Origin of the sequence: Mesorhizobium sp. M8A.F.Ca.ET.057.01.1.1, from assembly GCF_003952565.1 — a bacterium.
Lineage (GTDB): Bacteria > Pseudomonadota > Alphaproteobacteria > Rhizobiales > Rhizobiaceae > Mesorhizobium.
In genome coordinates this window covers 5,814,858-5,838,725 of the sequence record NZ_CP034454.1, presented here as the reverse complement: position 1 = coordinate 5,838,725, position 23,868 = coordinate 5,814,858, and the positions used below count along the sequence as shown (strand labels likewise).

General features: G+C 64.5%; 21 protein-coding genes. 16 read left to right on the top strand and 5 right to left on the bottom strand.

Going from position 1 to position 23,868, the window contains the following annotated elements; translation table 11 throughout:
* Nucleotides 1-7: 7 nt before the first annotated feature.
* Nucleotides 8-754, bottom strand: coding sequence for a FadR/GntR family transcriptional regulator (locus EJ077_RS27710; protein ID WP_208697853.1), 747 nt, complete (start codon nucleotides 752-754; stop codon nucleotides 8-10).
* Nucleotides 755-954: 200 nt separating this feature from the next.
* On the opposite strand from EJ077_RS27710, the gene EJ077_RS27705 reads away from it, so the two are divergent.
* The 6 genes from EJ077_RS27705 (at nucleotide 955) to EJ077_RS27680 (ending at nucleotide 7,931) form a co-directional block, all read left to right on the top strand.
* Complete coding sequence (locus tag EJ077_RS27705; RefSeq protein ID WP_208697851.1) at nucleotides 955-1,944, top strand: arabinose ABC transporter substrate-binding protein; 990 nt, start codon at nucleotides 955-957, stop codon at nucleotides 1,942-1,944.
* Between the two features lie 71 nt (nucleotides 1,945-2,015).
* A complete protein-coding gene (gene araG, locus EJ077_RS27700) occupies nucleotides 2,016-3,527 on the top strand; it encodes an L-arabinose ABC transporter ATP-binding protein AraG (protein WP_208697849.1) in 1,512 nt (503 codons plus the stop codon).
* Nucleotides 3,528-3,536: 9 nt separating this feature from the next.
* Nucleotides 3,537-4,487 (top strand): L-arabinose ABC transporter permease AraH, encoded by a 951-nt coding sequence (gene araH / locus EJ077_RS27695; protein ID WP_208697848.1) that lies wholly within the window; start codon nucleotides 3,537-3,539, stop codon nucleotides 4,485-4,487.
* Between the two features lie 24 nt (nucleotides 4,488-4,511).
* On the top strand, nucleotides 4,512-5,291 hold the full coding sequence (locus EJ077_RS27690) for an SDR family oxidoreductase (RefSeq protein WP_208697845.1): 780 nt from the start codon (nucleotides 4,512-4,514) through the stop codon (nucleotides 5,289-5,291).
* A 16-nt stretch (nucleotides 5,292-5,307) separates the two neighbouring features.
* Complete coding sequence (gene araD, locus EJ077_RS27685) at nucleotides 5,308-7,020, top strand: L-arabinonate dehydratase (protein ID WP_208697843.1); 1,713 nt, start codon at nucleotides 5,308-5,310, stop codon at nucleotides 7,018-7,020.
* Between the two features lie 5 nt (nucleotides 7,021-7,025).
* Nucleotides 7,026-7,931, top strand: a complete 906-nt coding sequence (locus tag EJ077_RS27680; protein ID WP_208697841.1) for a dihydrodipicolinate synthase family protein — start codon at nucleotides 7,026-7,028, stop codon at nucleotides 7,929-7,931.
* Nucleotides 7,932-8,009: 78 nt separating this feature from the next.
* Here the strand turns inward: EJ077_RS27680 and EJ077_RS27675 are convergent, their stop codons facing one another.
* Complete coding sequence (locus tag EJ077_RS27675) at nucleotides 8,010-8,684, bottom strand: GntR family transcriptional regulator (protein ID WP_208697839.1); 675 nt, start codon at nucleotides 8,682-8,684, stop codon at nucleotides 8,010-8,012.
* 342 nt (nucleotides 8,685-9,026) lie between these two features.
* On the opposite strand from EJ077_RS27675, the gene ssuD reads away from it, so the two are divergent.
* The 10 genes from ssuD to EJ077_RS27625 all read left to right on the top strand — a co-directional run bounded on the left by ssuD (nucleotide 9,027) and on the right by EJ077_RS27625 (nucleotide 20,141).
* Nucleotides 9,027-10,199, top strand: coding sequence for an FMNH2-dependent alkanesulfonate monooxygenase (gene ssuD / locus EJ077_RS27670; RefSeq protein ID WP_208697837.1), 1,173 nt, complete (start codon nucleotides 9,027-9,029; stop codon nucleotides 10,197-10,199).
* Nucleotides 10,196-11,656 carry an FAD/NAD(P)-binding protein gene (locus EJ077_RS27665; RefSeq protein WP_208697835.1) on the top strand — a complete coding sequence of 487 codons (1,461 nt, stop codon included), beginning with the start codon at nucleotides 10,196-10,198 and terminating at the stop codon, nucleotides 11,654-11,656. Before ssuD ends, EJ077_RS27665 begins: the two co-directional genes overlap by 4 nt.
* A gap of 168 nt (nucleotides 11,657-11,824) precedes the next feature.
* Entirely contained in the window at nucleotides 11,825-12,928 is a 1,104-nt protein-coding gene (gene sfnG, locus EJ077_RS27660) for a dimethylsulfone monooxygenase SfnG (protein ID WP_208697833.1), read from the top strand.
* Nucleotides 12,929-13,045: 117 nt separating this feature from the next.
* The gene (locus tag EJ077_RS27655) at nucleotides 13,046-13,999 is read left to right on the top strand and encodes an ABC transporter ATP-binding protein (RefSeq protein WP_208697831.1); all 954 of its coding nucleotides are present in this window, start codon (nucleotides 13,046-13,048) and stop codon (nucleotides 13,997-13,999) included.
* Nucleotides 13,996-14,895, top strand: coding sequence for a branched-chain amino acid ABC transporter permease (locus tag EJ077_RS27650; protein WP_208697829.1), 900 nt, complete (start codon nucleotides 13,996-13,998; stop codon nucleotides 14,893-14,895). Before EJ077_RS27655 ends, EJ077_RS27650 begins: the two co-directional genes overlap by 4 nt.
* A gap of 3 nt (nucleotides 14,896-14,898) precedes the next feature.
* Nucleotides 14,899-15,939: a branched-chain amino acid ABC transporter permease gene (locus tag EJ077_RS27645; protein WP_208697827.1), complete on the top strand. Its 1,041-nt coding sequence runs from the start codon at nucleotides 14,899-14,901 to the stop codon at nucleotides 15,937-15,939.
* A 72-nt stretch (nucleotides 15,940-16,011) separates the two neighbouring features.
* The gene (locus EJ077_RS27640; protein ID WP_208697824.1) at nucleotides 16,012-17,349 is read left to right on the top strand and encodes an ABC transporter substrate-binding protein; all 1,338 of its coding nucleotides are present in this window, start codon (nucleotides 16,012-16,014) and stop codon (nucleotides 17,347-17,349) included.
* A 75-nt stretch (nucleotides 17,350-17,424) separates the two neighbouring features.
* Nucleotides 17,425-18,216 (top strand): ABC transporter ATP-binding protein, encoded by a 792-nt coding sequence (locus tag EJ077_RS27635; protein WP_208697823.1) that lies wholly within the window; start codon nucleotides 17,425-17,427, stop codon nucleotides 18,214-18,216.
* Nucleotides 18,217-18,240: 24 nt separating this feature from the next.
* Nucleotides 18,241-19,488, top strand: coding sequence for an SfnB family sulfur acquisition oxidoreductase (locus tag EJ077_RS27630; protein WP_208697822.1), 1,248 nt, complete (start codon nucleotides 18,241-18,243; stop codon nucleotides 19,486-19,488).
* 167 nt (nucleotides 19,489-19,655) lie between these two features.
* Nucleotides 19,656-20,141 (top strand): hypothetical protein, encoded by a 486-nt coding sequence (locus EJ077_RS27625; RefSeq protein WP_208697821.1) that lies wholly within the window; start codon nucleotides 19,656-19,658, stop codon nucleotides 20,139-20,141.
* 19 nt (nucleotides 20,142-20,160) lie between these two features.
* Here EJ077_RS27625 and EJ077_RS27620 read toward each other — a convergent pair whose 3' ends face one another.
* From EJ077_RS27620 to EJ077_RS27610, 3 genes are read right to left on the bottom strand one after another with little or no spacing between them, the layout of a single operon-like run.
* A complete protein-coding gene (locus EJ077_RS27620; protein ID WP_208697820.1) occupies nucleotides 20,161-20,700 on the bottom strand; it encodes a hypothetical protein in 540 nt (179 codons plus the stop codon).
* Nucleotides 20,693-23,578, bottom strand: a complete 2,886-nt coding sequence (locus EJ077_RS27615; RefSeq protein ID WP_208697819.1) for a sarcosine oxidase subunit alpha family protein — start codon at nucleotides 23,576-23,578, stop codon at nucleotides 20,693-20,695. The genes EJ077_RS27620 and EJ077_RS27615 overlap by 8 nt, the downstream gene beginning before the upstream one ends.
* Entirely contained in the window at nucleotides 23,575-23,841 is a 267-nt protein-coding gene (locus tag EJ077_RS27610; protein WP_208697818.1) for a sarcosine oxidase subunit delta, read from the bottom strand. Before EJ077_RS27610 ends, EJ077_RS27615 begins: the two co-directional genes overlap by 4 nt.
* Nucleotides 23,842-23,868 lie beyond the last annotated feature (27 nt).

The window sequence follows — 23,868 nt, the reverse complement described above, 5'->3', positions numbered from 1 at the left end:
CGCGGTCTCAGTTGTTCTTGAGTTTCTTGGCGCTGACGAGGTCGCGCGCCGCAAGGTCGAGGATCCGATTGGCGGCACCACGCGCCGCCTCGGCGTCGCGCATGCGCAGCGCTTCCACCACTTCGCGGTGCGCCGCCACGGCTTCCATGCGGCGGTCGAACGAGATGGTTGCCGTCGCTTCCAGCGAGAATTTCAGCCCGGTGTCGATCAGATTGCCGATCTGGCGGAAGATCGGATTGTGGCTGGCGGCATAGACGATCTGGTGGAAAGCGATGTCGCTGCGCGAGAAGGCGGCAAGGTCCTCGCCGGCATCAGCCATGCCGCGCCACGCGGCTTCCAGATTGGCGATCTCCTGCAGTGTCGCGCGCGTGGCGGCAAGCTCGGCGACCAGCGGCTCGATGGCCCGGCGTGTCTCCAGGATGGCATCGAACAGCTTGTCGTCCAATGCATGCGGCGCATGCCAGGCCAGCACTTGCGGGTCGATGATGTTCCAGTCGTCTTCGTTGCACACGATGGTACCGACGCGCGGCCGCGACAGCACCAGGCCCTTGGCGGCCAGCACCTTCAGGGCTTCGCGAATGACGGTGCGGCTGACGCCGTACTCGACGCCGAGCTCGTTTTCGGTGGGCAGGGACGATCCGGCCGGATAGCGCCCGGAAAAGATGTCGGAGGCGATCGCCTTCGTCACATCGGGCATGACGCGCGGGCGGCGCGTGGCCGTGTCGGCTGAAACCTTCTTAGACGTTTCGGTCACCTCAGCCCTCCTCCAAGGCGGCGAACCCACTGATTTCGCACAACCGGCCCGGCCTTACCGGATGTGGATGATTTGCGCCAGCGATCCTTGGTCAGAGCATGTATCTTAATTATCATACCAGATCAATTGACGAGTATGATAAAAACAATTAGAGACTCCTGCATCCGGGCTGAGCGCCCGGCCATCGCTGGGAGGTAATCATGCGACTTCTGAAGACCGCGCTCGTCGCGGGCGCACTTGCCGTGCTGTCCGTCACGACCATCGCTGCATATGCTCAGGACACCAAGATCGGCTTCATCGTCAAACAGCCCGAGGAGCCGTGGTTCCAGGACGAATGGAAGTTCGCCGACCAGGCCGCCAAGGAAAAGGGTTTTACCCTCGTCAAGATCGGCGCCGAGGACGGTGAGAAGCTGATGTCGGCGATCGACAATCTCGGCGCGCAAGGCGCCCAGGGCTTCATCGTCTGCACGCCGGACGTAAAGCTCGGCCCCGGCATCGTCGCCAAGGCCACCGCCAACAATCTCAAGCTGATGACCGTCGACGACCGTCTGGTCGGCGCCGACGGCAAGGCGCTCGAAGACGTGCCGCATATGGGCATCTCGGCCACCAAGATCGGCGAGGCCGTCGGCCAGGCGATCGTCGATGAGATGAAGGCGCGCGGCTGGAAGGCCGACGAAGTTGGCGCGATCCGCGTTTCCTATGACCAGTTGCCGACCGCCGTCGACCGTGTCGAAGGTGCCATTTCGGTGCTGAAGGCCAACGGCTTCAAGGCCGAGAACATCTTCGACGCTCCCCAGGCCAAGACCGACACCGAAGCAGCCCTCAATGCCGCGACGGTGGTGCTCAACGCCCATGCCGACATCAAGAAGTGGATCTCTTTCGGCCTCAACGACGAAGCGGTACTCGGCGCCGTGCGCGCATCCGAAAGCGTCGGCATTCCTGCGGACGGCATGATCGGCGTTGGCATCGGCGGCGCGGATTCGGCGATCAACGAATTCAAGAAGCCGACGGCCACCGGCTTCGTCGGCACCGTGATCATCTCGCCGAAGCGCCATGGCTACGAGACGGCGCTCAACATGTATGACTGGGTCGCCAACAACAAGGAACCGGAGAAGCTGATCCTGACCTCCGGCGCGCTGGCCAAACGCGACGACTACCAGAAGGTCCGCCAGGGTCTCGGCATCGAATAATCCTCCCTGTACAAACAGGCGGCAGCTCATGCCGCCGCCGGTTTGCCGTGGCATAAAAAGGATCGACGCCCGTGTCGTTTCTCGACTTCTCGCGCATCACCAAGACCTATCCGGGTGTCAAGGCGCTGTCGGACGTCTCGTTCGGCGTCGACAGGGGCGCCGTGCATGGCCTGATGGGCGAAAACGGCGCCGGTAAATCGACCCTGATCAAGATCCTGTCAGGCGACCAGCATGCGGATGAAGGCGAGATCCGCATCGACGGCAAGGTCCAGGCCTATGCCTCGACAAGGGATGCCTTCGACAATGGCGTCATCGTCATTCATCAGGAACTGCAGCTCGTTCCGGAACTCACCGTCGCCGAGAACCTCAGCCTCGGTCGCTTTCCCGCCAGCGCCGGCGTCATCGCGCGCGGCAAGATGCTGGAGGATGTCGGCGCCAAGCTGAAATCGGCCGGCATCGACATTGATATCAGCCGCAAGGTCAAGACGCTGTCGATCGGCGAACGCCAGATGATCGAGATCGCCAAGGCGATCATGCTCGATGCGCGCGTCATTGCGCTGGACGAGCCGACCTCGTCGCTGTCGTCGCGCGAAAGCGAAATCCTGTTTGCCCTGATCGACCGCCTGCGCGGCGAGGGCAAGGTCATCATCTATGTCTCGCATCGACTCGACGAGGTGTTCCGCCTCTGCGATAGCCTGACCGTGCTGCGCGACGGCAAACTCGCGGCGCACCACGCATCCCTGAAAGGCGTCACCCGCGACCAGGTCGTCGCCGAAATGGTCGGTCGCGAAATCTCCGACATCTGGGGTTTTCGACCACGCAAGGCCGGCGACATCAGGCTGAAGGTCGAAGCTATCTCCGGCGCAAAACTGAAGACGCCGGCCAGTTTCGAGGCAAGGGCCGGCGAGATCGTCGGCTTCTTCGGCCTCATCGGTGCCGGCCGCTCGGAACTGATGCGGCTGGTCTTCGGCGCCGACCCGCGCTCGGGCGGCACCATCACGGTGGATGGCAAGGCGATCCACGCCGCCGATCCGCATGGCGCGATCCGCGCCGGCATCGTGCTGTGTTCGGAAGACCGCAAGCATGACGGCATCATCCAGGGCCGCTCGATCGAGGAGAACATCAACATCTCGTCGCGGCGCCATCACGCGCGCTTCGGCATCCTGAACCGCGCCAGCGAGATCGCCACGGCCGAAACCTTCATCAAGAAGCTCAAGGTGCGCACGCCATCGCGCAAGCAGGACATTATCAACCTTTCCGGCGGCAACCAGCAGAAGGTCATCCTTGGCCGCTGGCTGTCGGAGCAGGGCGTACGCGTCCTCATCGTCGACGAGCCGACACGCGGCATCGACGTCGGCGCCAAGTCGGAGATCTACGAACTGCTCTACCAGCTTGCCGAGGATGGCATGGCGATCGTCGTCGTCTCGTCCGAACTGCCGGAGGTGATGGGCATTTGCGACCGCATCCTGGTGATGTGCGGCGGGCGCATCAATGCCGAGCTTGCGCGCAACCAGTTTGCCGAGAAGGCGATCCTGGCCGCGGCACTTCCCGACACCAAAACCCCCGACGCCATCGCATCCTGAGGACCTGACATGACCGATCAGCTGAAGAAGATCCTGCTCGGCGAACAGGGGCTCGTCGTCATCTTCGTCGTTGCCTTCGCACTGGTCTCGCTGCTGGTTCCCAATTTCCTCACCGACCGCAACATGCTTGGCCTGCTGCAGTCGGTGGTTACCGTCGGCATCGTTGCCTGCACCATGATGTTCTGTCTCGCGGCGCGCGACTTCGACCTGTCGGTTGGCTCCATCGTTGCCTTCGCCGGCATGGTCGCGGTGATGGCATCGAACTACACAGGTTCGATCCTGCTCGGGCTGCTGGCGGCGATCGCCTGCGGTGCCTTCGTCGGCTTCATCAACGGTGTCGTCATCGCCAAATTCCGCATCAACGCGCTGATCACGACGCTGGCGACCATGCAGATCGTGCGCGGCTTTGCACTCATCGCATCCGACGGACGCGCCGTGGGCATCAACAGCCCGGATTTCTATCAGCTCGCGCTGTCGAAATTCCTCGGCATACCGACGCCCGTCTGGGTGCTGGCGGTTCTGTTCGGCATTTTTGGCTTCGTGCTCAACCGCACCGTGTTCGGCAAGAACACGCTGGCCATTGGGGGCAATCCCGAAGCGTCACGGCTGGCCGGCGTCAATGTCGACCGCACGCGCATCTGGATTTTCGCCTTGCAAGGCGTCGTCTGCGGCATCGCCGGGATCCTGCTGGCGTCACGCATCACCTCCGGACAGCCCAACGCGGCGGTCGGGCTTGAACTCTCTGTCATCTCGGCTTGCGTGCTCGGCGGCGTGTCGCTTGCCGGCGGCCGCGCCACAATGTCGGGCGTCATCGTCGGCGTGCTGATCATGGGCATCGCCGAGAACGCCATGAACCTGCTCAACATCCCGGCCTTTTACCAGTACATCGTGCGCGGCGTGATCCTGCTGCTCGCCGTGCTGCTCGATAATCTGCGTTCGTCGGCCTTGGGCCGGCGTTGACCGTCTTCGACTGGAGGGACACCCATGGCTGAGCGCCTGTCCGGCAAACGCATCTTCCTGACGGGCGCCGCGCAAGGCATTGGGCTGGCCATCGCCGAGGCCTGTCTTGCCGAAGGTGCCAAATTGTTCCTCGTCGACCAGGACGGCACGTTGCTGGACAAGACCGTCTCGGGCCTCGTGGCGCCCAAGGGGCATGTCGGGCATGCGACAGCCGACATCAGCGACGGGGCGGCGATAGAAGTAGCCGTTGTACGCGCGAACGCCGAGATTGGTCCGATCAACGCATTGATCAACAATGCCGGGATGAACGTTTTCTCGACGCCGCTGGAGGCCACCGAAGAGGAGTGGAACCGCAATTTCGACGTCAACGTCAAGGGTGCCTGGAACTGCAGCAAGGCGGTGTTGCCGGGCATGCTGGCGAATGGCGGCGGGGCGATCCTCAACATCGCTTCGACCCACGGCTTCACCATCATCCCGCACACATTCCCCTATCCCGTCGCCAAGCACGCCCTGCTTGGGCTGACCAAATCGCTGGCGCTCGAATATGCCGGGCAGGGCGTGCGCGTGAACGCGCTGGCGCCCGGTTATGTCGAGACGCAGAAGGCCATCGATTACTGGAACGGTTTTCCTGATCCGGCGGCAGCGCGCGCCAACACCATGGCGCTGCATCCCGGTGGCCGCATTGCCTCGGCGGGCGAGATCGCGCTTGCCGCCGTGTTCATGATTTCCGACGAGTGCCCGTTCATGAACGCGGCGACCCTTGTCGTCGATGGCGGGCTGAGCCAGCTCCAGCATCCCGCCTGAGCACCGGGAAAAGACCATGACCAGGAGACGATCGCAGCATTGGTTCGGTGGCCAAGGCAAGGATGCCTTCATCCACCGCAGCTGGATGAAGAACAACGGGCTGCCCGACGACGCTTTCGATGGCCGCCCGGTGATCGGCATCTGCAACACTTTCTCCGAATTCACCCCGTGTCATGTGCATTTTCGCGCCCTGGTCGAGCACATCAAGGCCGGCGTGCTGGAGGCCGGCGGCCTGCCTCTGGAATTCCCCGTGTTCTCCTGCGGCGAATCCAATCTGCGGCCGACGGCGATGCTGTTCCGCAACCTCGCCTCGATGGATGTCGAGGAGGCGATCCGCGGCAATCCGATGGACGGCGTCGTGCTGATGGCCGGATGCGACAAGACCACGCCGTCGCTGGTCATGGGGGCCGCCTCCTGCGACCTGCCGTCGATCGTCATTTCCGGTGGGCCGATGCTCAATGGCCGCTTCCAGGGTCGTCAGATCGGCTCCGGCACCGATGTATGGAAATTCTCCGAGGATGTGCGAGCCGGCATAATGAGCGAGCAGGATTTCGCCAATGCCGAGAGCGCCATGTCGCGCTCGCCTGGGCACTGCATGACCATGGGCACGGCCTCGACCATGGCCTCGATGGTCGAAGCGCTCGGGCTGGCGTTGCCCGGCAACGCCGCCTATCCCGCCGTCGACGCACGCCGCAATCGCATCGCCCGCATGACCGGGCGGCGTATCGTCGAGATGGTCAATGACGATCTGCGCCCGTCGGCCATTCTTACCAAGCAGGCTTTCGGCAACGCCATCCGCGTCAATGGCGCCATCGGCGGCTCGACCAATGCGGTCGTGCATCTGCTGGCGATTGCCGGCCGCGTCGGCACCGAACTCAGCCTCGATGATTGGGATGCCTTAGGTCGCGATGTGCCGACCATCCTCGACCTGATGCCATCAGGCCGCTTCCTGATGGAGGATTTCTGCTACGCCGGCGGCATTCCGGCTGTCATGAAAGAGATCGCCGACATGCTCGATCTCGACGCACTGACGGTCACCGGCAAGAGCGTACGCGACAACATCGCCGACGCCCGGAATGACAATCCCGAGGTCATCCGTCCGCGCGACAGGGCGCTGACGCCGCACGGCGGTATCGCGGTGCTGCGTGGCAATCTGGCACCCGATGGCGCCATCATCAAACCGTCGGCCGCCTCGCCATCCCTGATGAAGCATCGCGGCCGCGCCGTCGTCTTCGAGGACATCGACGACTACAAGGCGCGCATCGACGATCCCGCACTCGACATCGACGAGGCCTCGATCATGGTGCTCAGGAATTGCGGCCCCAAAGGCTATCCGGGCATGGCCGAGGTCGGCAACATGGCGCTGCCGCAAAAGCTCCTGAAAAAGGGCGTCCGCGACATGATCCGCATTTCCGACGCCCGCATGTCCGGCACCGCCTTCGGCACGGTCGTGCTGCATGCCGCACCCGAAGCCGCCGTCGGTGGTCCGCTGGCGCTGGTCAGGAGCGGCGACATGATCGAACTCGATGTCGAGGCGCGGAAGCTGCATCTCGACGTGTCGGAACAGGAGCTGGCGCGGCGGCGTCAATCCTGGCAGCCGCCCGAGCCGGCGATGCACGGCGGCTATCAGGGCCTCTATGTCGACCATGTCCTGCAGGCCGACCGTGGCGCCGATCTCGACTTTCTGGTCGGCAACCGTGGCCACGCCATTCCGCGCGAAAGCCATTGAGGCCGATGCCAAAATTCCAGCCCGATGATTTCCACGGCATTCACGCCATCCTCTACGCCCTGTTCGACGCCCAGGAAAAACTCGACCGCGCGGCGATGCGCAGGCAGGTCGAGATCTGCCTGGCGAGCGGCGTGCATGGGATGGCCGCGCTTGGCCTCGCGACAGAAGTCGCCAAGCTGACCGAGGCGGAGCGCCGCACGATCATGGACTGGACGGCGCAGGATACCGCCGGCAAGGTACCGCTCGCCTTCACCATCTTCGGGTCTTCCGTTGCCGAGCAGAAATCGCAGGTCAGGCATGCGGAAAGCGTCGGCGCCGATTGGGTGATCCTGCAGCCGCCGCCAGTTGGATCCTATGGAGCGCCCGAATACGTCAGTTTTTTTGGCCGCGTCGCCGAGGCAACCGGCCTGCCGGTGGCGATCCAGAATGCGCCGGCCTTTTTCGGCCGTGGCCTGACATCGGACGAGATTCGCGAACTCGTCACCCTCCACCCCAACATAAGGCTGATCAAGGGCGAAGGCCCGGTCACCGACATTGCCGGCCTGATCGAGCGCACCGAAGGCCGCATCCCCGTCTTCAACGGGCGGGGCGGGCTGGAATTGACCGACAATTTCCGCATCGGTTGCCGTGGCATGATCCTGGCGCCTGATGGCATCGACCACGCCGTGCGCGCCTATGAGGCGTTCCGCGCCGAAGACGAAGCAGCGGCCGAGGCGGCGTACGAAAAAATGCTGCCGGCGGCGGTCTTCGTCATGCAAGGCATCGAGAACCTGATCTGCTACGGCAAGCGGCTGTTCGGCGCCCGCGCCGGTATCCAGATTCACGACCGCGCGCCAGCGATGCGGCCAAACGAGACCGGGCTTGCGATGGTGCAGCGCTTCGCCGACCATCTGGGGCGATTGCCGGGATAGAACCGGCTCTCGACGCGGCCTTCAGGCCGATACAGAGCCTCGTTCTCCACGTCTGCTGGTAGGGTTCAGTTGCGGGATTCAGCCGAGAAGGTCAGCCGCGACTTCGAGCGTGTTGCGCAACGACGTCTCGAGGTGGTGTTCCATCGCCCGCGCGGCGCCCTCGGCATCGTGTCGCTTGAGCGCGTCGACAATGGCTCCGTGCTGCTCGATCGTCTGTTCGCCATAACCGGGCTTGGGAATGACGAGGTAGCGGCCGCGGTCCATCTGCGCCTTGGAAATGTCGACGGCCCGCCAGATCATCGGCAGGCCGCAGATCTCGGCGATGGTGCGATGGAAGATGTCGTCGAGCTGGATCGCGGTGGCGTATCGGCCGCGCGCGATGACAAGCCGGTGGGTCGCCATATTGTCTTCCAGCAGTTCGGCGGCGGCCGGCGTGAGCTTCACGGCCGCGCGTCTGGCGCTCTCCATCTCGAGCGCCCGGCGGATGACATAGGCCTCTTCCAGGTCGGCGCGGCTGATCGGCGCGACATAAGTGCCGGTCTGCGCCAGGATCTTGACCAGGCCTTCGTCGCTGATGCGCTTGACCGCCTCCCGCACGGGGGTCCGAGAAACGCCGAGCGCCTCCGCGATGGCCACCTCGTTGATGACTTCCCCCGGCTTCATCTGTCCGACGACGATCAGGTTGCGGATCTTCTGATAGATTTGATCGCGGAGCGGCAGAGCCCGGTTGAGGGACGATGGGTCCAGGTCCATGGCAAATCCGTAGCTTCGTTCACCAGAAATGATCAGATCATATTGGAATGTAAATCAGGATGCACCTGATGCGGGCGGATCCCTGGTGACAGAGGAGTAGGGCCACGGATCATTGGAATCCGGTTCGACCGCGCAAAAACGGCGCGCTCCGCCAGGTTGGAGAAAATTTCTAATTGCGGCCGAGGATTTGGAATAAACTAACTCTACAGAATTTATAGAATAAGCAATCTGCATCGGCGATCTGTTTCCCGGACAGGACCACGCCATGCCCGACCTTTTGCGCCTGCCTTCAACCGCCCCAGACCTAGGCCGTCACCGCTGCCATCCAGCGGGAGGCAGGTCATGAGCCGCGATGTCGCCGACCGCATCAAGGTTCTCTGGTTCCTGCCGACACATGGCGACAGCCGCTATCTCGGCACGACCGAAGGCGGCAGGGCCGTTGACCTGCCCTATCTGACGCAGGTGGCGAAAGCGGCCGACACGCTGGGCTATTACGGCGTGCTGTTACCGACCGGCCGGGCCTGCGAGGATTCCTGGGTGATTGCCTCGGCGCTGGCGCCGCTGACCGAGCGGCTGCGTTTCCTCGTCGCCGTGCGGCCCGGCCTGCAGTCCCCAACGCTTGCCGCGCGCATGACCGCCACGCTCGACCGCATCTCCAACGGCCGCCTGCTGATCAACGTCGTCACCGGCGGCGATCCGCTGGAGAACAAGGGCGACGGCATTTTTCTCTCCCATGCCGAGCGCTACGAGGTGACGCAGGAATTCCTCCACATCTACAAGCGCGTGCTGAGCGGCGAGACGGTCGAGCACCAGGGCAAGCATTTCCGCATCGAGGACGGTCGCCTGCTGTTCCCGCCAGTGCAGACGCCGTATCCGCCGCTCTATTTCGGTGGCTCGTCGGACGCCGGATCGCAAGTGGCGGCGCAGGAAATCGATAAATATCTGACCTGGGGCGAACCCCCGGCCGATGTCGAACGCAAGCTCGACGCCGTACGCGAATTGGCCGAAAAGGCCGGCCGCAAACTCTCCTTCGGCATTCGCCTGCATGTCATCGCCCGCGAGACGACCGAACAGGCCTGGGCAGCCGCCGACAACCTGATCAGCCGGCTCGACGACGCGACCATCGCCTCGGCACAGAAGGTTTTTGCCCGCATGGATTCGGTCGGCCAGGCGCGCATGAGCGCGCTGCATGGCGGCCGCCGCGACAAGCTCGAGATCGCGCCCAATCTGTGGGCCGGCGTCGGCCTGGTGCGCGGCGGCGCGGGAACCGCATTGGTCGGCGACCCGGACACGGTCGCCGAGCGCATCGACGAATACCGGCGCCTCGGCATCGATACCTTCATCCTGTCCGGCTACCCGCATCTGGAGGAAGCCTACCGTTTTGGCGAACTGGTGCTGCCGAAACTGCCGACCGATCATCCGGTCAAGGCCGCCAGCTCTTCGGTCAACACCGGACCGTTCGGCGAGACCATCGCCGGCGACCATCGGCCGAAGTCGCTCGCCAGCGCCTCGTGAACGCGCTGCCTCCGGCCCGCCGATTGCGCATCGCCATCATCGGCGGCGGTTTTTCCGGAGCCGGCGTGGCCTGGCACCTTGCGCGGGCAAATCGGCCGGAGCGCCTGTCGGTCTCGGTGATCGAGCCGCGTCCCGCGCTTGGCGGCGGCCTTGCCTATTCCAGCGAAGAACCATCCCACCGCGTCAACGTCCCGGCCGTCCGGATGAGCATGGCTCCTGAAGACCCACAGCATTTTGCGCGCTGGTTGGCCGGCAGTGGCGAAATCGAACGGGACCCGGATGCCCTGTGGAAGAACGGCGATGTGTTTCCGCGCCGGCGTGTGTTCGGCCGCTATGTCACCGAGCACCTTGCACCCTGGCTCGACTCCGGTGCTGTCCGCCATGTCGAAGCTCAGGCCACGCGGGTAATACCAGAGGCCAACGGCGCGGGCTGGACCGTGCAGACCTCCGCCGGACCTATGGCGGCGGACATCGTCGTGCTCGCCGCGACGCATCCTCTGCCGGCGGTTCCATCTCCACTTGCCTCCCTGACTGAAGCACCTGGCTTCATCGCCGATCCCTACGCACCGTCGGCCCTTGCCGGGATCGGGCCGGACGCGTCGGTCCTGATCGTCGGCTCCGGGCTGACCTCGGCCGACATGGTGGCCGAGCTTGATCGCCGCGGCCATCGCGGCCGCATCCTGGCACTGTCGCGCCGCGGCCTGCGCTCGCGCGGCCATCCGGATATCAGACATGAGCCCTTCGGCGACTTTGCGTCGGCACCGGCCACATCGGCGCTCGGCCTGCTGAAGAACATTCGCGGCACACTGGCGGCGGCGCGGGCCGCCAGGGTCAACTGGCAGTCGGTCTTCGACCAGCTGCGCCTGCAGGGGCCGGCGCTGTGGGCGGCCCTTTCTCCGCCGGAGCGGGCAAGGCTGGTCCGCCAGCTGCGCGTGTTCTGGGACGTGCATCGCTTCAGGATCGCCCCCCAGGTCGCTGCCGTGCTCGACCGCCGCCAAACGGACGGCGCGTTCGACACCATCGCCGCCAGGCTTGTCGCGTCGAACGACGAGAGCGAGAGCCTCGCGGTCAGCTTCCAACGGCGCGGACAGACGCGGATCGAGACGGCACGCTTCGATGCCGTCATCAACACGACAGGGCCGGCTCATGGCCAGGCGCTCCAGTCAAACCCGGCGCTGCGTTCACTGACTGAGGCCGGGCTGATCAGGGCCGACACATACGGGCTCGGTATCGAGACCAGCCTTGATAGCCTTGCGATCGGCAGCGATGCCAAGCCGGTTGCCGGGCTTTTCGTCGCCGGTCCGTTGGCGCGAGGCACCTTTGGCGAACTCATGGGCCTGCCGGAAGTCGCTCGTCATGCCCAAAGGGTCGCGGCCGAAATCGCTGGGTTGCTCGACAGGCTCCCCACCGCCGAGCCGGTTGGCGCCAATGCCGGGAGCGTTGCAGTCGCGCGCTGACAAGCGCAAGCCGGCCCGACCGGAGAAAATTGGTATTTCCGTCCTGCAAAGGCATCAAAAACGGAAAATCCTTCTTTGTATATAAATTCCATAAACATAATAAATATTGAGGAAGCCCGGCTGCGCGCCGGACCGATCAACGACACGGCCTGGAATGGGAGACAGTTCATGGCACATGCAGGAACCGACGCGGTCAAATTCGCCTATTGGGTGCCCAATGTTTCGGGCGGCCTGGTGATTTCCAACATCGAGCAGCGCACCAACCATTCGGCCGAGTACAACCGCAAGCTGGCGCAGATCGCCGAAAAGGCGGGCTTCGACTACGCGCTGAGCCAGATCCGTTTCACCGCCGGCTACGGTGCCGACGAGCAACATGAATCGGTCGCGTTCAGCCATGATCTACTGGCCGCCACCACCACGCTGAAAGTCATCGCCGCGATCCTGCCTGGCCCCTGGAACCCGGCGCTGGCGGCCAAGCAGATTGCCACCATCAGCTATCTGACCAATGGCCGTGTCGCCATCAACCTCGTCTCCGGCTGGTTTCGTGGCGAATTCCACGCCATCGGCGAACACTGGCTCGACCATGACGAGCGCTATCGCCGCTCGGAGGAATTCATCCGCGCGCTGCGCGGAATATGGACGCAGGACAGCTTCACCTTCCGGGGTGATTTCTACCGCTTCAACGAATACTCCCTGAAGCCGAAGCCGCCGCAGCCCCTGCCAGAAATCTTCCAGGGCGGTTCCTCGCGCGCCGCCCGCGACATGGCATCGCGTGTTTCGGACTGGTACTTCACCAACGGCAACACGCCGGCCGAGATCGCCAAGCAGGTCGACGACCTCAAGTCCAAGGCACAGGCCAGCAACCATTCGGTCAAGGTCGGCGTCAACGCCTTCGCCATCGTCCGCGAGACCGAGGAAGAAGCCAAGGCGGTGCTCGCCGAAATTATCGCCAAGGCCAACCCCGAGGCCGTCAACGCCTTCGGTCATGAGGTCAAGAATGCCGGCAAATCGTCGCCGGAAGGCGAGGGCAACTGGGCAAAATCCTCGTTCGACGATCTGGTCCAGTACAATGACGGTTTTCGTTCGAACCTGATCGGCACGCCGAGGCAGATCGCCGAGCGCATCGTCGACCTGAAGCGCGCCGGCGCCGATCTCATCCTGCTCGGCTTCCTGCACTTCCAGGAGGAGGTCGAATATTTCGGCAAGCACGTCATTCCGCTCGTTCGCGAGCTGGAAAACGCCGAGCAGGCAGCGTCGCTGGCTGCGGAATAGTCATCTCCCGCAAGGCTGGCCGGGTTGCCCGGCCAGCACAGGTTTTCAAGCGCGCTCGATATTTTCGGGCGGCATCGAGAATTCGCGCGCCTGCGGGCCAAATCGAGGACGATTGGAATGCCGTTGCCCAGCTATGCCTTAGGAGCGATGGAAGCCTCGGTCTACGCGCCGGAAGTCTTTGCGCGCGGCTTGCCCCCCGTGCTCCAGCCTGCACAGTCGTCCGAAGGCGACGCTGGAGCGGCCGGATCTACTGCCAATGCAACTGCTCCGCTGCTGTCGCTTCAGGGCGTCGGCCTGTCCTTCGGCGGCGTCGTCGCGTTGGCCGATATCGACCTGTCGGTTCGATCAGGTGAAATCCGCGCCATCATCGGCCCGAACGGCGCCGGCAAGAGCTCGCTGATCAATGTCATCAGCGGCGTCTACCGCCCCGACCGTGGCCAGGTCCGGCTCGCCGGCGTCGGCTATGCCCAGGTGCCGACGCAGCGGCTGGCGCATCTCGGCGTCGCCCGGACCTTCCAGAACCTTGCCTTGTTCAAGGGCCTCAGCGTCCTCGACAATGTTGCCTCCGGCCTCGCCTACAAAGTCCGTTCCAACTTCGCCGGCCAGGTGCTCGGCATCGGCCGCTCGCGCGGCGAGCGGCGCGACGCCCTGGGCCGCTCCGCCCAGATCCTGGAATTCCTCAATCTCACCGCCGTTCGCGATCGTCTTGCCGGCACGCTGCCCTATGGATTGCAGAAACGGGTCGAACTCGCCCGCGCGCTGGTCGCCGAACCGCGCCTGCTGCTGCTCGACGAACCGATGGCCGGCATGACGGCGAGCGAAAAAAGCGAAATGGCTGATTTCGTCCGCGCCGCGCGCGACCGCTTTGCCACCACGGTCGTCCTGATCGAGCATGATGTCGGCGTCGTCATGGGCCTGTCCGACCGCATCGCCGTTCTGGACTATGGCCGCAAGATCGCTGACGGCACCCCCGAAGAGGTCCGCAACGACCAGCGCGTCATCGATGCCTATCTCGGCATCTCCTCCGACAATGAGGCCCTCTCCTGTGATGAAGGAAGGGCGGGCATATGATCGCCGATTTCGACTACCAGTTCTTCATCGAAGTGCTCGTCGGCGGCCTGCTGTCCGGTGTCATGTACTCGCTGGTCGCGATCGGCTTCGTGCTGATCTACAAGACCTCGGGCGTGCTCAACTTCGCCCAAGGCGCGATGCTGCTGTTCGCCGCGCTGACTTTCGTCAGCCTTGTCGAACGCGCTGTTCCGTTTGCACTGGCATTGGTGGCAACCTTCGCCATCATGGTGGTGATCGGCATCGCCATCGAGCGCACGGTGCTCAGGCCGCTCACCAACAAGCCGCCGATTACCCTGTTCATGGCGACGCTTGGCCTGTCCTACATCATCGAGGGCGCTGCCCAATTGATCTGGGGTACGCAGGTCCATGGTCTCGACCTCGGCATCGAGGACGTGCCGCTGGAAATCGGCGGCGTGCTGATCAGCCAGTTCGACATCTTCGCGGCGGTGGTCGCGGCCGGCATGGTTGTCGTGTTGTCGCTGTTCTTCCGCTACACCCGCATCGGCCTCGCCTTCCGCGCCGTCGCCGACGACCAGTTCGCCGCGCTTGCGGTCGGCCTCAGGCTGCCGCTGATCTGGGCGACGGTCTGGGCGGCGGCCGGCCTGGTCGCCTTGGTCGCCGGGCTGCTCTGGGGTGCCCGCCTCGGCGTGCAGTTCTCGCTGTCGCTGGTGGTGCTCAAGGCGCTGCCGGTGCTGGTGCTGGGCGGCTTCGATTCCATCCTTGGCGCCATTGTCGGCGGGCTCCTGATCGGCGCCAGCGAGAAGCTCGCCGAGGTCTATATCGGCGACTATTTCGGCGGCGGCATCGAGAGCTGGTTCGCCTATGTCGTCGCGCTGGTCTTCCTCTTGATCCGTCCCTCCGGCCTGTTCGGCCAGAAGCTCGTGGAAAGGGTCTGAACCATGGCCGCTATTACAGCCGACTTCTCCGCCGCGCCGGTGCTGCCGAAATGGATCGCGCCCGTCCTGTTGCTTGCCTTCGCCTATGGGGTCGTGCCGCTGATCGGATCGAGCTATCTGTTCGAGGCCATACTGCTGCCCTTCCTGGCGCTCGGTCTCGCCGGCGTGGGGTTGAACATCCTCACAGGCTACGCCGGCCAGGTCTCGCTGGGCAGCGCAGCCTTCATGGCGGCCGGCGCCTTCGCCGCCCATAATTTCAACCTGCGGGTCGAGGGCCTGCCGCTGATCGGCAGTATCGTTCTCGCCGGCATCGTCGCTGCCGCGATCGGCATCTTCTTCGGCCTGCCGAGCCTGCGGCTGAAAGGTTTCTATCTCGCCGTCTCGACGCTTGCCGCGCAGTTCTTCGTTCAATGGGCGCTGACCAAGTTCAGCTGGTTCTCCAACAACTCCGCCTCCGGCGTCATCGACGCGCCGAGACTGTCGCTCGGCGGTTTCGCGCTGGATGGCGCCGTCGGCCGCTATCTCTTCGCGTTGACCATCGTCAGCATTCTCACCTTCCTCGCCTACCGGCTGGTGTCGTCGCAGACGGGACGAAACTTCATCGCCATCCGCGACAATGAAACCGCCGCCCGCATCATCGGCATTCCGGTGCTGAAGACCAAGCTGCTGGCCTTCGCCATCTCCTCCTTCATCATCGGCGTCGCCGGTGTCATCTGGGCGTTCGCTTATCTCAGGACAGTCGAGCCTGATGGCTTCGACCTCGACCGCTCGTTCCAGATCCTGTTCATCATCATCATCGGCGGCCTCGCCTCGATCCGTGGCGCCTTCTTCGGTGCCGCCCTCATCGTCGTGTTCCCGCTCGCTCTGTCTCGCCTTGGCGGCTTCCTGCTTGGCGACGTCTTTGACTCGGGCGTGCTCGACATGAGCCAGCGCATCGTGCTTGGCGCCCTCATCATCCTGTTTCTGATCCTGGAACCCGATGGGCTGGTGGCCCTGTGGGACAGGGTCCGAAGACGGCTCCTGTTCGCCTGGCAGTCGACCTGAGCCGCCGCATTCACGTCTGAAAATGAACCAGAGGCCGAACCCAAGACGGCCCATACCGGGAGTACCCCAATCATGACCTTCCTCAGCACACTCAAGGCGGCGGCTTTGTCCGCGGCGATGATCGTGTCGGTGGCCTTGCCATCAGCCCATGCCGACGAACAATATTTCCCGCTGCAGAGCTACCGCGTCGGGCCTTATGCTGCCGGCGGCACCGGCTTCTTCGGCGGCTTCATCGACTATCTCAACCTCATCAACATCCGCGACGGCGGCGTCAATGGCGTCAAGCTGACCTGGGACGAATGCGAGACCCAATACGAGGTCGAGCGCGGCGTCGAATGCTACGAGCGGCAGAAGAGCCATGCCGGTGCAGCCGCCTGGAACCCGCTCTCGGTCGGCATCGCCTATGCCATGATCGACCGCATCACCGCCGACAAGGTGCCGCTGATCACCGTCAACCATGGCCGCACCGACTCCACCGACGGGCGCGTCTTCCCTTACGTCTTCCCGTTGCTGCTCAACCCCTACAGCGAGACGTCAGGCATCGTGAACTACATCGCCTCCAAGGAAGGCGGCATCGACAAGCTCAAGGGCAAGAAGATCGTCGTGCTCTATCATGGCTCGCCCTACGGCAAGGAGACCATCCCGATCTATGAATTGCTGGCCCAGAAATATGGCTTCACGGTCCAGCAGATCGAGGTGCCGCATCCCGGCAACGAACAGCAGTCGCAGTGGCTGACCATTCGTCGCGCCAAGCCGGACTTCGTCGTCCTGCGCGGCTGGGGCGTGATGAACCCGGTGGCGCTGAAGACGGCGGTCAAGGTTGGCTATCCCGTCGACCACATCGTCGGCAATGTCTGGTCGAATTCGGAAGAGGACGTCATTCCCGCCGGCGACGCCGCCAAGGGCTACACCGCCATCACCACCCAGGCCTCCGGCAATTCCTATCCGGTGGTGAAGGAAATCGTGAAGACGGTCTACGACGCCGGCAAGGGCAACCTCAAGGACAAGTCCCGCATCGGCTCGGTCTACCACAATCTCGGCATCGTCAACGGCATCCTCAACGTCGAGGCGATCCGCGTCGCCCAGGAGAAGTTCGGCCATCGCACGTTGACCGGCGACGAGGTCCGCTGGGGCTTCGAGCATCTCAAGCTCGATCCGGCCAAGGTCGAGGCGCTCGGCGCCAAGGACCTGTTCCACTCGATCAACGTCAGCTGGGATAACCATGAGGGCGAGGGCTACGTGACCTTCCAGCAATGGGACGGCAAGAAGTGGAATGTCGTCTCCGACTGGATCGCGCCGGACTGGGCGCTGCTGCGGCCGATCATCGAGAAATCAGCCGAGGCCTATGCCAAGGAGAAGGGCATCAAGCTGCGCACCGCCGACGATGCCAACGCCGTGACCACCAACTGATCAACAGGCCGGGGTGCCGCGGATGCCTTCCGCGGCGCCTGGCCGGTTCGGTTTCGACAAGTACGGAAAACAGTCATGCCCGACACCGAAATCATCCTTGCTGTCGACGCGGTCCACGCCACCTACAACCACGCCATCACGGCGCTGCACGGCGTCAGCTTCGACATCAGGCGCGGTGAGATCCTGGCGCTGCTCGGCGCCAATGGCGCCGGCAAGACCACCACGCTGAAGGCCGTCTCCAACCTGCTGTCGGCCGAACGCGGCCAGGTCAACACCGGCACCATCCGCTATGAGGGCTCGGATGTCGCGCGCCGTAAGCCCGGCGATCTGGTGCGTGCCGGCCTTGTGCCGGTACTGGAAGGCCGCCACTGCTTCAAGAGCCTCACCGTCGAGGACAATCTGGTCGCCGGCGGCATCGGCCGCAGCGGCCGCCGCGCCGAGATCAGCGCCGACCTCGAACGGATCTATGCCTTTTTCCCACGTCTGAAGGAAAAGCGCCGGACCTTGTCGGGCCTGACCTCTGGCGGCGAACAGCAGATGACGGCAATAGGCCGGGCGCTGATGTCACGGCCACGCCTGCTCGTGCTGGACGAACCGTCGATGGGGCTCGCTCCGCTCATCGTGCAGGATATTTTCCAGACGTTGAGGAAACTCAACCGCGAGACCGGCCTGTCGATCCTGGTCGCCGAGCAGAATTCGGCGGTAGCCCTTCGCTATGCCGACCACGCCACCGTGCTCGAAAACGGCGTCTCCGTGCTCTCCGGCACAGCCGCCGATCTCCGCCAGCGCGAGGATATCAGGGCGCTCTATCTCGGCCAGCAGCCGGCGCCCGCCGCCAAGTCCTCCCATCTCCATGCCGTTGCCTGAACCGAAATTTGAAGGAGCAATGAAATGACCGTCTCGACCGTCAAGACCGACCATGCTTCCGCCGCCGTACCGCCGGTCGCAAGGCCCTCGGCGCCGGCACACATCATCAGGGACGACGCCGAAGCGATCGCCGTCGCCCACGCTCTGGCCGCCGAATTCGTCAAGGATTCGTCGAAGCGCGACCGCGAGCGAATCTGGCCCGTCGCCGAACTCGACGCCTTTTCGCAAAGCGGCCTGTGGTCGATCAACGTGCCCAGGGCATTCGGCGGTCCCGAAGTCTCCTATGCAACGCTGGCCAAGGTGATCGAGATCATCTCGGCCGCCGATTCCTCGATCGGCCAGGTGGCGCAGAACCATCTCGGCGTCGTCGCCGCCATCCGCACCGTCTCCGACATCGAGCAGCAGAAGCTGCTGTTCGCCGAGGCGCTGAAGGGCACGCGGTTCGGCAACGCCTTTTCCGAGTTCGGCTCCAAGCGCGCCGCCGATTTCGAAACCCGCTTCACCGATGCCGGCGACCATGTCGTCGTCAATGGCCGCAAATTCTATTCCTCAGGCGCGCTGCTCGCCCATCTGGTGCCGATCGTGGCGCTCGATGACGAGGGCCGCGCCTGGTATGCTATCGCCGATCGCGGCGCGCCGGGCCTGACGGTCATCGACGACTGGTCGAGCTTCGGCCAGCGCACGACGCTGTCGGGCACCGTCATCATCGACAACGTCAAGGTACCGAAGACGCATCTGGTGCCCGGCTACAAGGGCTACGACAGACCGACCGCCGACGGCGCCATCTTCCAGATCATCCAGGTGGCGGTAGATACCGGCATTGCCCAGGCCGCGATCGACGAGACGGTCCACTTCGTCAGGACCAGGAGCCGCGCCTGGATCGACAGCGGCGTCGACAATGCCTGGGACGATCCCTACACCATCCAGGCGATCGGCGACCTGACGCTGCGCCTGCACGCGGCGCAGGCGTTGCTCGAAAAGGCTGGCCACGCCATCGACAAGGCGGTGGCCGAGCCGACCGCCGAGACCGTGGCGCACGCCCAGATCGTCACCGCGGAAGCAAAAATCCTGTCGACCGAGATCGCCATTGCGGCGACGAACAAGCTGTTCGAACTGGCCGGCACGCGCTCGACATTGGCCGAGCACAATCTCGACCGCCATTGGCGCAACGCCCGCACGCACACGCTGCACGATCCGGTGCGCTGGAAATATTCGATCCTCGGCAAATATTTCCTCAATGCCGAGAATCCGCCGCTGCACGCCTGGAGCTGATTTCCCACCGGCGGCCGGACGCGCGCCATCGTCGATACGGTCATCGCCAAGTGATTTCGCCCTGCCGGTTACCCTCTTCGGGGTGCCGGTGGCGGGGAAAGCTTACGCGCAATTTACGACCATCGGTTACACCGGTTCCTGTCTGATTCGCCCGGGACAGGAACATCATGAGCAAAGCCCTCACATCCTTCGCACTGGTCGCGGTGCTGACCGCCTTGCTCATGGCGCTGAGCCTGGCGGTGGCAAGGCACGGCTATCCCTATGGCGCGATCGGTGTGAGACGGCTTGACGGCATCGCCGATGCCGGCACGTTCATTCCACTTGCCGCGGTCTATTTCTTCAGCGCCCTGCTGATGATGATCCTGCCGATCAGGGCAGCCAGCATTGTGCTGACCAACGCCGCGGACGCGATCTTCTGGACCGTCATCGTGTTGTTCGCGGCTATCCTTGGCTGCCTGGTCGCCAGATGGGCTTTCGGTCAGCGGGATGTCTTGTGGGCGGTGCTGAACTGGCGCTTCCTGTTTGCGGCCGCGATCATCGGTTGCCACTTCGTCATGAACGAGCTGCGTCGCAATGTGCTGCTGCGCAGCCTGTTCTTCGTGATCTTCGCCGCCGCGACGCTGGCCTGCCTGTTCTGGTCTTTTACGCTCTGAACGGAACGTCGCCGACTAACTAACTCGAAGATTCGGCGGCGATGTTGGCCGCAGCCGTCTCCATCCACGTCCAGAGATAGGCGGCGAGACCGCGATCGACATGGATGCGCAGCTTGCCGTCATGGCGATAGACGATGGCGCTGATGCCGGCGAAGGAAAGCGCTGCGCTGGCACTTGGCTGCGCGGGATCGAGCGTCGCTCCACGCGCGATGAAAGCATCGAGTGCCGGGCCGTCGGCCTCGAACACCTGCAGCCCGGCGCTGATCGCCGTCACCGCGAAGCCTTCCGCGTGCCAACCGGCGGCAATGGCAAGCGGCGTGTCCGACACCACGAGCAGCCGGTCGCGCGCCAGCCGCGCGGCATAGCGGTCACCCTGAGCCGTGCCAAAGGCGCCCACCCCCGTTCCGTCCCCGCCGGACAGGCGCGCCCAGGCGTCGAGGTCGCCGCTGACCAATATCTGGTCGAGGCCAGGGACAGCGCGCACCACGAGGCCGGGTGCATTGATGGTCGCCGACGGCCAGTCCGGCGCGACGGACCATTTTTCCGCGAGATCACGCATTGAGCCGGTCTCCCAACGGGTCGTAGGCGCAAGGGGCGGCGATCATCGCCGTCCTGAGCTTGCCGAGATGTTGGATTTCGATCGTTTCGCCGTGCCGCGCGGCACCCCGTTCGATCAGGCCAAGCGCAATCGGCTGGCCGAGGGTGGGGCTCTGATAACTGGAGGTGACAAAGCCCTGACTGTGCAGTCTGCCATCGCTCCGCTTGACGCCATGTGCGCCGGTTGGCAGAGGCGCTTCGCCTTGCGGCACCGTCAGGCCGACAAGCTGCAGGCGGTCGCCGCGCGAAGCCTCCTCCGTGAACAGCGAGCGGCGGCCGACGAACTCGCTCTGGCGCTTCGTCCGTGGACCCGCCACACCGAGATCGTGCGGCAACGTGGTACCGTCAGTGTCCTTGCCGATGACGATGAAGCCCTTCTCGGCACGCAGGACCATCAGTGCTTCCAGCCCGATGAGAACGGCATCGAACGCCTGACCGGCCTGGCGCAGATGCGCCCACAGAGGTTCGGCGCGGTCGGCCCGGATCGAAATCTCGTAGCTCCTGTCGCCGGTGAAACTGACGCGGGCAATCCGAACCCCGTCTCCGGCATAGCTGCCGTGGCCGGTCGCCATATGCGGAAGGTCGGCGTCGTCGAGCGAAAGGCCGAGCCCCACCGTTTCAAGCAGCCTACGGGCGTTCGGCCCGGAGACGGTCAGCGTCGCCATCTCCGATGTCGCGTTGTGGATGTAGACGGCGCCGCGCCCGAACCGATCCTGGCGCCATTCCTCCAGGCGGGCGTGTACGGCGGCGACATGCGAGGACGAGCACGACACGACGAAACGGTGCTCGTCCAGCCGCACCAGCACGCCGTCGTCGAAGACCACGCCGTTCTCCGACAGCATGAAGCCGTAGCGGCAGCGGCCCGGCTTCAGTGTCGACATGGTGTTGTAGTAGAGGAAATCGACGAATTCGGCGGCCCGCGGTCCGATCACCTCGATCTTGCCGAGCGTCGAACCGTCGAACAGCGCGACCGACTGGCGCGCCCGAAACGCCTCGTCCTGGACGGCGCGTCCCGCGTCGGCATTGCGGCCGCCATAGTGCGCCGGGCGCAACCAGCCGCCATATTCCTGGAAGACGGCGCCGTTGGCGCGGTGGACGTTTTCCAGCGGCAGCCGGCGCACCGGCGCCATCAACTCGCCAACGCGCGCGCCAGCGAAGCTCGCCAACGGCACCGGCGTGAAGGGCGGGCGGTAGGTGGTGGTGCCGACTTCCGGCACCGTTCGGCCGGTGATCCCGGCCATCAGCGCCAGTCCGGGTAGGTTGGAGGTCTTGCCCTGATCGGTCGCCATGCCGAGCGTGGTGTAGCGCTTCAGATGTTCGACCGAGACGAAGTTTTCGCGGGCCGCCAGTTCTACGTCCTTCACCGTGACGTCGTTCTGGTAGTCGATCCAGATTCGTCCTTTCGAGCCGGGCACCGGCCAGGCGGCTGCAATCCCGGCTGTCGCTTCCGGACCGGTGCTGCGCGGGGTCACCGCCTTCGTCTGGCCGAGCGATGCGACGGCTTTCTCCGCGCCGGCGAACACGTCCGACAAGGAAACCGCGCCGGCGGCGGCGCCAGCCACGGAAATGCCGTCGACCGAATTGCCAGGCAGGAAGGCGGCGCGGGCCTCGCTCCAGGCAAGCTTGCCCCTGGCCTGACCGAAGAGATGAATGGTCGGCGTCCAACCGCCCGAGACCAGCACGCAATCGGCGTCGAGCCTGGTGCCGTCGTCCAGCGTCACGCCTTCAACGCGTAGCCTGCCGGTGGCGGAGGCGAGCGCCCGCCCCTGGAACAACCGAATCCTGGCGGGCGCGGCGGGCATCCCGTCACGCCTGATGTCGATAAGCGTCACTTCGGCGCCGGCCTCGGCGATCGCATCCGCGACGTCATAGGCACTGTCATTGTTGGTGGCGACCACGACGCGCCTGCCAACCAGCACCGCATGGCGTCTGAGATAGGCGAGCGCGGCATCGGCCGACAGGATTCCCGGCAGATCATTGTTGGCGAAAGGCAGCGGCCGCTCGATGGCGCCGGTAGCCAGCACGATCCGGCGCGGCCGGACCCGCCATAGCGTGTCGGGCCGGCCATCGAAATGGCGCTGGTTCAATCCGACCAGATTGTGGTCGTAGATGCCGAAGGCGGTGGTCGAGGTCAGGATCAGATGGCCGCCGGCGGCAAGCGCCGCGAGCGTCTCCTCGATCCACAGGGGCGCCGGTTTGCCGTCGATCTCGCCTGCGCGATGGCCGAGCGATCCGCCCGGTTTGTGCTGGTCGTCGACCAGCGTCACAGAGAGGCCCGCCCCAGCCGCGAGCTTGGCCGCCGCCAGTCCGGCCGGCCCGGCGCCCACCACCAGCACGTCACAGTGATGATTGATCTGGTCAGCCGGGCTTGATGAGCTCCAGTCCGCGTCGACCTTGCCGAGCCCGGCCATGACGCGGATGCGCGGCTCGAACATGTGCCAGTCCGGCCACATGAAGGTCTTGTAATAGAACGCCGCCGGAATGAAGCGCGAGAAGTGGTCGAGGAAGGCGTTGCGGTCGCTCAATGCATTGGGCGTCGCATTGACGCTTTTGGCCGCCAGCCCATCGCGTGCCGGCTCGGTCGTGGCGCGCGTGTTCGGCGTCGCCCGGGAGCCACCAATATCGACCAGCGCGTTGGGTTCCTCGACGCCGGCACCCCAGATGCCGCGCGGCCGGTGGTATTTGAAGCTGCGGCCGACGACCGCGACGTCGTTGGCGAGCAACGCGGAGGCAATGGTGTCGCCGGCAAAGCCGTCCACGGCTTTGCCGTCGAAGCTGAAGCGGAGCGGGCGCGAGCGATCGATGGCGCTGCCGCCGGTGGCAAGACGCGAGGCGGTCATGCCGCGTGCTCCTCGCCCAGCGCGGACGAGGACAGCACCTCGTGCGTGAGCGTGTCGCGCTCCATGACGAAGAACTCGCCGCAGTTCATATGCACCCAGATTTCGCGCGCCGCGCCTTTCGGATTGGAGCGCAGGTAGAGATAGTTGGCCCAACGATCGATCGGCACATCGGCGCCATCCGGCCTGGTATTGCCGGCATCGCCGCCATAGTGGAATTCGGTTTCGTCGCGCGGGCCGCAGAACGGGCAAGGAAAGAGCTGCATGACGCCTAGTCCTGGTCTTTGTGCATG